This window comes from Bradyrhizobium sp. Mp27, assembly GCF_029953005.1.
Classification (GTDB): domain Bacteria; phylum Pseudomonadota; class Alphaproteobacteria; order Rhizobiales; family Xanthobacteraceae; genus Bradyrhizobium; species Bradyrhizobium barranii.
This window is the reverse complement of sequence record NZ_JASAUS010000198.1, coordinates 1-10,580: the sequence shown is the minus strand read 5'-3', so window position 1 is coordinate 10,580 and position 10,580 is coordinate 1. Positions and strand designations below refer to the sequence as shown.

The window sequence follows — 10,580 nt, the reverse complement described above, 5'->3', positions numbered from 1 at the left end:
TCGCGGTTGAGGTGATGGGGTTGGCTTCACAACCGAATCCTACGCCGCATCAGCGCTTTACACCACGCTCGCCAGCCTCTCAGGCGCCCTCTCGCGAATAAGACGGGCTAGTTTAGCCAGAAAGATGATTTGGCTAGGTTACCGGCTGAGTCGATGACGCTCACCTCCAATTGACCGCGCACATTAACTGACCAGGTTGAAGTTGGCAGTGACGTTTCCGGCTGAGCATTCCCCTGGAACATCCACCGAAATGGTGGCTTGCCGCCTGTCACCTGGAGCGGGATTTGAATCGTTGCGTCGGATACACGATCGCTCCGAATAATGGTCCCGTTTCGAGGGAAAGATATCTCTAGGTTTTGCTGATTGCTCGCGCCACTAAGGCTTGAAAAGCGCACCAGCCGTGCAGGGAGCTCCCGAAAACCGGCTAGTGATTCCAGCTCCAAGGACGCGCTGAAGGGCTCGTGCGGGGGAACAGGAAGATTATCAAAAAGCTGCATCAGTATCGGCGCAGCAACTGTCGCTCCATATGCACCGAGGTGAGCTGCCCCGTCGGGTCGACCGACCCAAACTCCGATCGTATGGAATTGATCGAAACCAACAGCCCAGGCGTCGCGAAAACCATACGAAGTCCCGGTTTTGAATCCGATCCGGCGTCCGCCGTCTGCAGCCGTTAGGCGCATATATCCTGGCGGAGGAGGAACATCACAAAGGATGTCAGCCGTCGCTCGCGCTGAGCTGGCCGATAACAGGTTCCCCAATGGCACGACCGGATCTGAAGTCTTGAATCGGATCTGACTTAGCCTTCCGTCGTTTGCGAAAGCTGTATAGTACCACACAAGCTGCTCCAAACTCAGTCCGACACCGCCCAAAACAATTGCTAGCCCAGCCTTGTCGTCCGCCCTGGGAAGAACGAGCGGCCTACCGGCGGTTCGGAAGCGCGCAAGAAACGCATCCACGCCAATTTTGTCTAGCAACATTACCGCGACAGTATTCCGCGAGCGCACTAGTGCCTGGCGGATGGACATGTCGCCCACAAAGGTTCCATCAGCGTTTTCCGGCTTATAGCCTGCTATTTCAACCGATTTGTCGGTAACGATGGTGTCGGGATGGACCAAAAGCCTTTCGAAGGCCATCGCATAGGCAAATGGCTTTAGCGCTGAACCGGGGGATCGGATCGCCTGAACAAGATCTACAAATCCGCTCCTGCCATTAGCCGCAAGGTCTGTACCTCCCGCATATGCCAAAACGGAAGAATCTTTATTTTTAAGAACGATAGCGGCGACGCTCACGCCGTCACTCCAACGCTGCCTCTCGCGCCGAAGCAGGGCCTCGACACGATTTTGCAAATCAATATCGATCAGCGTCGCAATGGATTGCGTCTCCGGAGCATCGGAGTGTAGCCGGGCAGCCAGATGAGGAGCAAGCCGGGTGAGCTGATGCAGAGCGTCGCTTACGGGATTTGCTAGTGCTTTGCGGGCCGCTACCATGCTCAACTCACCTCGCGCAGCCAGGGCTAACAGGACATGATCCCTCGCTCTTCCAGCTGTTTCCGGCCGACGATCAGGACGACGAGCCTCTGGTGATTGCGGCAACGCAACCAGCAGTGCTGATTCGGCTAGAGTTAATCTCTTAGGCTCTTTGGTGAAATAAATCTGGGAAGCGGCCCGAACTCCCTCGATGTTGCCTCCGAACGGCGCAATATTCAGGTAGATACGAAGAATATCGTCTTTCGATATGGAGCGCTCAAGCTTAAGAGCTTTGAAGATCTGCTCTATTTTCGCGGAGCGGGTTCGGGGTTTGGGTTCGAGCATTCGAACAACTTGCATGCTGATCGTCGACGCACCCGAGACACTCTTGCCGGAGGTGATTGCTTGCAGACATGCTCGCAACAGCGCCAAAAAATCCACTCCGCGATGTTGCCAAAACCTCCGATCTTCATAGGCCAAAAGAAGACGCAGGTACTCCTGGTCGATCTCGTTCGACGAGCTCCTCAGTCGCCATTTGCCATCCGTTGTCAAGAAAGCCCATAGTAGCTCACCAGACGATGTCACCGTCTGCGAATAGGAGCTGCTGCGCGACAAGTCCGGCAGAGTAGTCGATCTTATGGTCGCTTCGTAAGCTATCCACAGAATCACAGCTGCGAGACACAAGCCAGAAGAAGCGACGACGCATAGCTTTATCGCTCGCTGCGTCATTTAGGCGTACCTTCCGAGAGCTTTACTTGGAAACTAGATCTCTCCGACATAAGGGTCTTTATCGGCGGAACTGATCGCTCGACGGATATGGAAGGCAAGGTGAACCTGCCTGCCAAATTTACTCGAACGACGTAGGCGCGGCGGAACTCAGCCGGGTCCTCAGCAGCCGCTAGCGTTTGGCCGGTGCTTTCGGGGGATGCAGAGGATTGATCGGGGACACTGGTCCCGCGTTGCGACTCGGGGACCACCAACCCGACCCATCTGCCCGCATCCGTGTAAACAGTCCGCAGATCTCCGCGAGCTGTTAGGGCGTCCAGAGGCGAATTGGCGTCGGTCGTCTTGCCGGCTAGAGGGAAATTACTGGAGACGATTTCGAAATTGGCTGGCAACAAGTCGGCGACTAGCAGTGGTCCATCTCCATCGCTTATGACCTCGCCGTCTGAGCTGAGAACCGACGGAACCGCATCCTTCGTTCCTTCCACAACTACGACTAAGCGCGAGCCAACCTGCAGCGGAGCCGTTGTGATGGAGAGCTCTTCGCCGCTCCTTGGATCGAAGAAACGACGTCTAAGAGAGCCGTCTGGAGCTCGTCTGGACTCATCAGGCTTGGAGAGAATTCCTTCAACGGTAACGTAAGCAATCACTGGTCGATTTGCTTTGAGACCGACGCTGATAGGAGAGCTTTGAAGGCTCTGATATGAAATGACGTCCGTTTCAAACAATCCAGTTTGGGGTTGCCGGAGCGCCTTCTGCGTTAGCCCGTTTAGAAGGAAGTCAGAGCTGCTCAGACCCGCGTTCGAAGTTGATCCAGACAATGAGCGTGAGCGGACTATCCACGCTGCAGCCGCTGGGGAGAAATCCGTCCGTGCATTTGCGACTAATAGGCTCTGCGCCACTGTCTGAATCAGATCGGAAGGAGCGTTAGCCTCTCTGAGGAATACCAACATCATGGCACGGCGGAAGTCGCTTAGGTTCTTAAATCGTTGAGGATCGCGTTCGGTTGCGAAGCTAGCGAGCGTAATTTTGGCCTCCTGTGGAAGCCCAAATTTCTGAAACGCAGCTGCCGAAGCCGCTTTGGCTGGAAGCGCGTCCGACTCCGCTTCTGCTTCTGTACATTTACTCAAGGGCTCGACGTGATTTCGCTCCGCCATCCCGACCGCCACCAATACACGCGCCGCATAAGCGGTATCGAAAGAACAGGTCTGCCCCTTCGGGGATCCGGCCCACGTATCCATCGCATCTTTAAGAAACTTACTTGCCGAAGTCATTGTCCGGCCAGACACTTCGATCCCAGCGGTACTGGCTAACGAAAGTAAATCAAGTACGCTGGCCGTCCTGAAGACCATTGCTTGTCGTTTGGCGTCGGGATCGTCCGGATCCGGAGCTGCTACATTCAGCTCGGATTCCGAATGGTTTCCAACCGATCGGTATGGCACAAATGATCCATTCGGAAGTTGCAGACTTTGGATTTCGTTCACTAATTTCGTCAGATCTCGTTTTGACTCCTTTGCGGTAGGTTTGCTCAAGAGGAGCATTGCGCGGGAGACAAGTTGATCAAGCACTGGAAGCGCCGGCTCCTGTAAGGCCGCGGTCCAAGCGGAGCTCAGCAATAACTGCGGGTCGTCAGAAAATCGTGCTGATACCTTTACGGTAGCTGGGTCGTACTTCGCCACTACCGACTTCAACTTCTCACCGAGACTTGCGAGCTGCCGCTGGAGTGGGAACGTGACTGTCTCAATGGAGCTAAGAGCGGGTGCACGGATCTTGACGTTCCACTCTCTTGGTTTCTGATCGAGCGGATCCGCGGACCCAACTGCCTCGAGGGAGACCGTCAGCTTGATATCATCTGTCCCGTCAGCAGTAGTATCCATTTGGAGGTAAGCTGTCTTTGGCTTTCCTTCCGAAAGTTGCAGAAGAATTTGTGATTGAAGTGGATTTTGCGATGTCTGAACTGCCGCGGAAGTGAACGCAATACGCTTAGCGCCACTAGCATCTACGCGGACGAGATAATCACCCTGGTGCGCAAAATCTATGTTTTCGAGGCGCAAGGGGAGCAATGCGCTATCACCTCGAGCGATAAAAGGCGGAGTTCCCAAATCAGCCACAACGTGGCTTCTCACTGTTATCCTTCGTTTCGCAGCGGCGGCATAGTTGTATGACCATACGGCTGCATAAATGGACACGGCCCCACTTTCCAAATCGACTTGTTCAATGATGCAGCGAGCCTTTCCGCGATGCAACGTCAGTGGTTCGGTAACCGTATCCCGTGGTTTGCCGCAATCGGCAGCAAAGACCTTAGCGGACGTGTAGTTCGACAGGGCAAGCCGCGTGGGACGATCTCCTCCTTCCTTGAGCAGTAGTCGATCATAGTTGTCCATAAGGCGAATGCCGAGTCGCTTGCGTCCAAAAAAGTGTGTCTCCGGCCTCGGTAAAGGGTTATGGTGTGATGTCAAACCGAGCAGCCCCTCATCGACGATATAGACAACTGCGAACGCCTCTTCCGGCGGATTCTCAGAACATTTACCTCCCGACTCGTCAGAGATACAGACATCAAAGGACAATGAAGCACGAGGTTGGATTGTGTCAAAGGTGGCATTTGCAAGGGGATGAATGGAGACTGCGTAGTTGGCTTGACTTCCCTCCACTGAAAAGTTTGCAATTCCGATTGCTCTTGCAGGACCAATGCCGCGGTCGCTCTCTCGAGTCGAACGGTAGGCGGTCGCGAGAATGTAAAACTGCTTGCCGGCCCAGCTTCGGTCAGCCCTCATCCTAATAGTTGCAGTTCCGTTCTTAACATTTCCCGTGACCCACAGCCTGATGTCGCTGTCCGCGATGGCTGCCAGGACGGGACCATCGAAGGGAACGCTTGCTGTAACCTCGATGGTGTCGTCGGGGCGATAGCTCAGCTTGTCCACCGACAATGAAAAGATATTAGGTTCAAGCTGTTCCGGATCAGTCAGCGCCGAGCCAGTCTGGAATCGTACCGAAGTTTGTCGGTTTGTCTGTCGATCGGTCACTGTCAGGACGTAGCGACCAGAGATCAGAGCATTTCCTAAGTCTGCCACTCTTGTGGGCGTCGAGCATGGAGAGTTTCCCATCCTCATTTCCACGGACAGATCAAAGGCCTGAACGTCGTCTCTTTGAACTGCTTTGACGTGTTGCCAAGTACCGTCCCTTTGCTCCCATACGTAGACCTCACTTTCGCGCTGCATCTTAAATCCTAGAGAGCGTTTTTGTACTCCTTTTGAAGCGCTCGTCGCGAGCACTAAGTCAGCACTCAGCTTCCATCGGCCATCCTCCGTAGAGCGTAGTTGCGGAATTTTGGAAAGCCCGATCCAGCCGTTGTCGTCCAATAAGGATACAGTCGTACTTCGGCTCGCAACAGGTCCGGAAGCATCGAGCAATGTTACCTCAACTACAGCGGCAACCGGTTTTGTATCGGAGGGAATTTGAACTCTCAAAAGGTCAAGCTTCAGCTCGCCATTTTCATCTGTCGTCGCAAAAAATTGCCGCGATGAGACCGTCGCTAATTTGCTTTCGACCAGGCCGAACGAAAAGCTTTCATAGCAATTCCGCTGCGGACTCTCGGTGGCTTCCAGCTTGACAAGTACTTCAGCCTTCAAATTGCTAGCGATACCCGTCTTAAACTTCTCATCTCCAAAGAGGTAGCGAGCCTTCGCTGTGCCGCTTAGATCGACCATGTCGACGGCTGATTTGCGCACCGTCCAGTTTGAATCCACGAACTCTAGGCTGGCTCGGTCCGGACGTATTTGGCCGATCTGTATCCTTGCTTCGCCGATGATTGCAGCATCTTCTGCATCTCCAAGCGACGCGGTGATGCGTGCAACGCCTGCTCTTGCAGCTGCGGGGACGTTTAGCGAAATGTCTGCGCCGCCTAATGTGAGTTGTTCTGGCTCGACTCGCCGCACATCAAGGGGGCGATCACGGGATTCCAGTCGAAGCGTGATCCTTGGTAATGCCTCCGGGATCTTGCCGTCGGCGTCGCGGATCATTGCGAGAACATGAATGACCTCGTTTCCCTGGTATATCCCGCGGTCGGTTGTGACGAATGCGTTAAAGCCGCTTGGCTTCGCCCGACCATCAACATTTAAGCGGGAAAGGTCGAGCCGGTCGCTTCCATAGGTAAGAACGCTAAAGTCATTTTCCGCTTCAGCGAGGACGGCGATGAGCTTATTGCTTTGCGTGCCCTGTGTTATGCTTTTGGAAAACTTCGCGACGCCGTCGGAGTTGGTAGGTTGCTGAGCCAGCACACGATTTCCTGCACTTACAAGCTCGATTCGCGAGTCCCGTTTGGCCTCGCCCGTTTTAAGAGAGCGAGCGACAACTGTGAAATCGTTATCCCCCTCATAAAAAGCGAGACCGATGTCGCTATCAACAAACCATTGTGCGAGGTAGCTGGTGCAGTTCCTCGCACCGCAATCGCCTTCTTTATCCATCTGAGACGTTTCATTTAGATCTCGCACAATTAGAGCGTAGACACCTCCCAAAGTGCGACCGGGTGATGCTTCGAACGAAGCGACGTCTGCTTCGAACTTAGCATCGTTGGTCGAAACGTCCCGTTTGTCGTCGGTGTCCAGAACTTGATTCTGCTGTGGCCAGGAGGCGATTGGTCCTTGGTGAACGCCGCGGACTTTGATCTTCTCTGCAATGTCTAGCTGCCGCGCGTTTAGAATGGCTCGAACGGGCAAGTACGCTCTGAAGGATTTGTTTCTCTTTTTTTCGTCGTCGGCAACCCTGATGGTTGCCGACCATAGTCGTTCTCCGAATCGATCGCGCAAATCGTCGTATTCTCGCTTGGGGAGAACACCTCCAATGTGTCCGAGCGCCACATGTCGGTTCAGAGCGCGGTCTGTTACCCGATAAACTTCCAGATGAAACTGAGGTACGTTCGTAATGCGTAGCGGTACGTTTCCATCCCCGCTTTGCGGAAGCAAGAAGTTCCGACCGGCGAATGAGACCTGCTTGGGCAGATCAGGAGTGGTTACATCGAGTGAAACGTCAGCTGCGAGCGTCGCGCCGCTCTTCGACTCCAGCTTCGAACTGAGCTCAATCGTATAGTCTTCGCCTGGCTTCAAGCTTGTAATACAAAGCGTGCGGCCTCTCGCTTCTAGTCCAAAATCCGTGACCGCAATTTTGTCGTCACCGTCTTGCCTGTGTGGTTTGTTCCAGAGTGATACGGTGTTGCGATAGGAAAGCCCATTTGCCTTCAGTTCTTGCGTGAAATCGAGGCAAGCTTGAACCAAGCCTTCCTGGGTCCGAAATGAAACCTCTTCTGGGGATCCTGCTGAATTCGGAACGATATCAAATGCGGAAGACCGCGCATCCTCAGACTTCATTTTGGCGACGTTCGAGCCGGGCAATTTGGTAGAAATTTCAGTGTAGATGGAATCGAGGGCTTTACTGAGCTCTCCTATGTTTCTTGCTGCTAGGTCGCCGGCATTTGAAGCACTCTCTTTTGCTTCAGCCAAAATCTTCCAATCACTGGTCGGAGAAGTCTTATCAAGCCCTGTAACCTCGCCGGACTGCTTAGCTTCATCCAGTGTTCGGAGCTTTCGACCGATTGCCTCGAAGTTGTCGCGGATTGTTCGATAGAGGTCGGTTTGTTCACTGAGTTGACTGCGGAGTACGGAAGAAGCCAGCAGTAACGCTTCTATCTGCTCCGGGATGAGGCGCGTTACCGAATAAGCTTCATAAGCCGCGGAAAGCGCTTTATCGGATTTGGGGTCGAGCGCTCTCTGGGCATTGCCAAGCTGAAGCCAAGAGGTGAAGTTCTCTGGATTTAGAGCAACAAGCTGTTCGGCAAGACGGACAAGCTCGGGCGAGTTGTTGCTCAGCTTCGATCGCTTGATCGCTTGTAGCAATTGTGTGGCAGACGATGCGACTCTGAGCGCTTGAAGAGATTGTCGGTAGGCGTCTGCGCGCTGAATTATCTCAGGGATGTCAGGCGCAGCATGTGCGGAGGTTGTAAGGATGAGGCAAGCGACAATAGCAACTATCCGAAACATGGGACGCTCCCGTGTCAGCGCAACTTAACCACTCGACTCGCAACCTAACAAACCTTCCTCAGTCCTTGACCGGCTTCATCTGAGACCGGGGTACGTACGCAAATTCTCCGCTTGGTAGGGGTAGGCGAAGCCACTCGACTCCGCTGACACTTGCCAATTCCCAACGGTCGCCCGCTTTGGACGGAGGCACGATCTGGCCGGGATCAATTTTCCAATTCAGCTCCGGTCCATCGACGTTGGCATAGGCCATTACCGGTCCCTTTGCCGGCGTGAAGCGGGATCCGGCGGCGAGCTGCTGCCAGATGATGGGTGGTGGCGGTGGTGGAGGGGCCTTCATAAAAAAGCTGACGGCGAATGTCTTGATCTGAGAAGCTGACGGAGCGTTCTTGATAGCGACGCTACACGCCAGAAGCGCTACAGTTAGGATGCCAACAGCTAGCAACCATCTGACGGGCAGTCGCCCGATTAGCTGTGCCCAGAAGGGAAATGGGATGGGGGCGTCGCCCGCTACCTTCTCACCTCGCAAAGAGGGAATATAAAACTTTTCGCAAAACTCTTTCGTGAGAAAGTCGCTGTGCTGGAAGTCCTTATGCCAGCGATCGCTAACTACGGGATTTTGGAACCCGTCCGAGCCAACCGAACCGTAACCCCACGTGACGGTGGACGCTACGAGAGGCCAAAAATCCCGCGTGCCAATTTCATTGTAGAGCGGTGCGGTAAATCGATGAAGATTGTTCTGGAAAGGGAAATCGCTTTTGACGACACTTCCGCAAAAGATTATGCGGTGAAGGTCTATGTCAAAGTTTTCCTCTATTATCTTGGAAACGACATAGGTACCGAAGCTGTGCGCAATAACTGAAATCTTATCGGGCTTGTAAAGCTTCCTTGCGGTGCGAAAATGTCCGTAAACGCGATCAATCGCTGCTCGCCTTAGCCTGTTTTTAGGGATTAGAAATCGCAAGACGCCATAAATACCGTATCCAGCGGGAGCAGCTATGAAGCCAGCCGCCTCGAGGGAAGTCTTTATCGTTGGGAACCACTGGGCATTGGTATTGATGCCATGAACCAATATGACAAGGTGCTTCTCTGCTTGATGAGGGGCGCGCTCTTCGGTTGTTTCAATCATCAAATACATCCGATCACAAAATTAGGGGACCGGGCACATAATAAAAAACGATATCACTCTGCAGTTGTATTGTGAAGGGATTTCAGGTAGATATGGAAGAGTCTCTCTTCGGTCCCCGAAGAGTAGCTAGAGAGGCGTGCGCGATTGAGCCTGGAATTCGTCTTGGCCATTGCGGATCTGCATTCAGGGTGCTCGCGCCGGCGTTGCCAGGGTGCCGCGACAACCGGATGTTCGTGGAAGGCGTGCTTTGGATCGTGCGCACGGGCTCTCCCTGGCGTGATCTTTCGGAGGTGTTCGGGGATTGGAACAGCGTATTCCGGCGCTTCAGTCGATGGAGCGCCAAAGGCGTCTGGTGCCGCATTTTTGAGGCGATGTCCGATGATCCTGACTTCGAATACCTGATCGTCGATTCCACCATCGTCCGAGCCCACCAGCATGCTGCCGGGGCGAAAAAAGGGGGTCTGAAGATCAGGCGATTGGCCGCTCGCGCGGCGGCCTGAGCACCAAGATCCATATGGCCGTTCGGAGGTTGGGAGGTCCCGTGCGGTTCACGTTGACCGGAGGTCAGAAGGGCGATGCACCGCAAGCCGCCGCATTGAACGAGGGATTGCCTGCCGAGGTCGTCATGCGCGACACGGCTTATGACGCCGATCACTTGCGCCAGGCCATCGCTGCCAAGGGCGCGCTCGCCGTCATCCCCAACAACCCGGCACGCGTCTCGCGCTCGAATGAATGGCTCCCCGTCGATCAAGTCTACGGACGAACTCCAGTTGTTCGAGCCGGAACGGCTGATCTTCCCCCGAAAAAGTGGACGGGTTTAGGCGGCTTTGAGCTCCATCTCGCTCGGGAGATATATCCGATGGCGGAATGGAGCCGGGTTCGATTTTGAAGCCCTCCATGAAGGCGAAGATATCGCGCTGGGCCGCGGCACGGGTCTGGTACTGGCTGAACGAGCTCGGTCTTGAGGGTGTGGAAGAAGCTCTGCATCGGGGCATTGTCGAAGCGGACGGCCGTGCGGCTCATCGATGCGGTATGGTTGGCGGCTGCAAGGCCGCGCGATATTCGTGTGAGGCATACTGCACGCCGCGACCGGAATGATGGATCAATCCGGAGAGCTGGCCGCGGTTGTTTGGACAGCGCCCCGCTGGATTTAAGTGGATTCCTGCCGGGTTATGCTGAACGCGGGGCTTTACGGTTTTGTCGTTGCGTCGGGAGGGCGTAGCCCGACCAGAG

At 54.5% G+C, this 10,580-nt stretch carries 3 protein-coding genes and 2 pseudogenes; 1 reads left to right on the top strand and 4 read right to left on the bottom strand.

Translation table 11 applies throughout. The features are described 5' to 3' along the window. Positions 1-107: 107 nt before the first annotated feature. From pbpC to QJT78_RS44605, 3 genes are read right to left on the bottom strand one after another with little or no spacing between them, the layout of a single operon-like run. The gene (pbpC, locus tag QJT78_RS44615; protein ID WP_281460641.1) at positions 108-2,195 is read right to left on the bottom strand and encodes a penicillin-binding protein 1C; all 2,088 of its coding nucleotides are present in this window, start codon (positions 2,193-2,195) and stop codon (positions 108-110) included. Continuing rightward, positions 2,192-8,221, bottom strand: a complete 6,030-nt coding sequence (locus QJT78_RS44610; RefSeq protein ID WP_281460640.1) for a hypothetical protein — start codon at positions 8,219-8,221, stop codon at positions 2,192-2,194. Before QJT78_RS44610 ends, pbpC begins: the two co-directional genes overlap by 4 nt. A 58-nt stretch (positions 8,222-8,279) precedes the next feature. After that, positions 8,280-9,347 (bottom strand): hypothetical protein, encoded by a 1,068-nt coding sequence (locus QJT78_RS44605; RefSeq protein ID WP_281460639.1) that lies wholly within the window; start codon positions 9,345-9,347, stop codon positions 8,280-8,282. A gap of 215 nt (positions 9,348-9,562) precedes the next feature. On the opposite strand from QJT78_RS44605, the pseudogene QJT78_RS44600 reads away from it, so the two are divergent. Beyond that, a pseudogene (locus QJT78_RS44600) lies at positions 9,563-10,059 on the top strand (IS5 family transposase); the annotation flags it as partial. Positions 10,060-10,100: 41 nt separating this feature from the next. On the opposite strand, the pseudogene QJT78_RS44595 reads toward QJT78_RS44600, so the two are convergent. Then, positions 10,101-10,456 (bottom strand): annotated as a pseudogene (locus QJT78_RS44595) (IS3 family transposase); the annotation flags it as partial. Positions 10,457-10,580 lie beyond the last annotated feature (124 nt).

What these genes read in the sequence shown, in the direction of transcription:
- QJT78_RS44605 (WP_281460639.1), bottom strand. Translation starts at nt 9,347, where the DNA reads ATGATTGAAACAACCGAAGAGCGCGCCCCTCATCAAGCAGAGAAGCAC.
- QJT78_RS44610 (WP_281460640.1), bottom strand. Translation starts at nt 8,221, where the DNA reads ATGTTTCGGATAGTTGCTATTGTCGCTTGCCTCATCCTTACAACCTCC.
- pbpC (WP_281460641.1), bottom strand. Translation starts at nt 2,195, where the DNA reads ATGACGCAGCGAGCGATAAAGCTATGCGTCGTCGCTTCTTCTGGCTTG.